The 633-nt window shown below is 37.8% G+C and carries 1 protein-coding gene; it reads left to right on the top strand.

From position 1 onward, the window contains the following. Positions 1-633: reverse transcriptase domain-containing protein (locus UGRO018_RS17770; RefSeq protein ID WP_416327846.1), on the top strand; the 633-nt coding region annotated here is incomplete at both ends.

The raw sequence follows: 633 nt of genomic DNA, 5'->3' as shown, positions 1-633 counted from the left end.
GAAGAAATCAGAGAAACCGTATTAAAGGGAAAGTATAAGCCAAAGCCAGTACGTAGAGTGGAAATCCCAAAAGAGGATGGAACAAAGCGGAAATTAGGAGTACCTACGGTCATAGACCGAGTAATCCAACAAGCAATGGTACAAGTGCTTTCACCAATATATGAGCCTCAATTTTCGGAAAATAGTTTTGGTTTTAGACCAAACCGTAATCAACATCAGGCAATCAGGAAAGCACGGGAGTATATTCAAGAGGGATACACAACAGTGATATCCATTGACCTTGAAAAGTACTTTGATACTGTAAATCACAGTAAATTAATTCAAATTTTATCAGAAACGATAAAAGATGGTAGGGTGATATCGCTGATTCACAAGTATTTGAATGCGGGAGTAATGGTTAATGGAATGTTTGAAAAGAATAGACAGGGTTTCAGTCAAGGCGGAAATCTTAGTCCATTACTATCAAACGTTATGTTGAATGAACTGGATAAAGAACTAGAAAGAAGAAAACTGAGATTTGTGAGATTTGCGGACGATACAGTAATCTTCGTGAAGAGCCGAAAAGCAGCAGTCCGAGTAAGCGAGGGAGTCACCAAATTCATTGAAGAAAAATTGAAATTGAAAGTAAATCGG

The sequence above is a fragment of the Hoskinsella mucinilytica genome (genome assembly GCF_045223415.1).
Taxonomy (GTDB): domain Bacteria; phylum Bacillota_I; class Bacilli_A; order Erysipelotrichales; family Erysipelotrichaceae; genus Hoskinsella; species Hoskinsella mucinilytica.
This window is presented reverse-complemented; position numbering and strand designations above follow the sequence as displayed.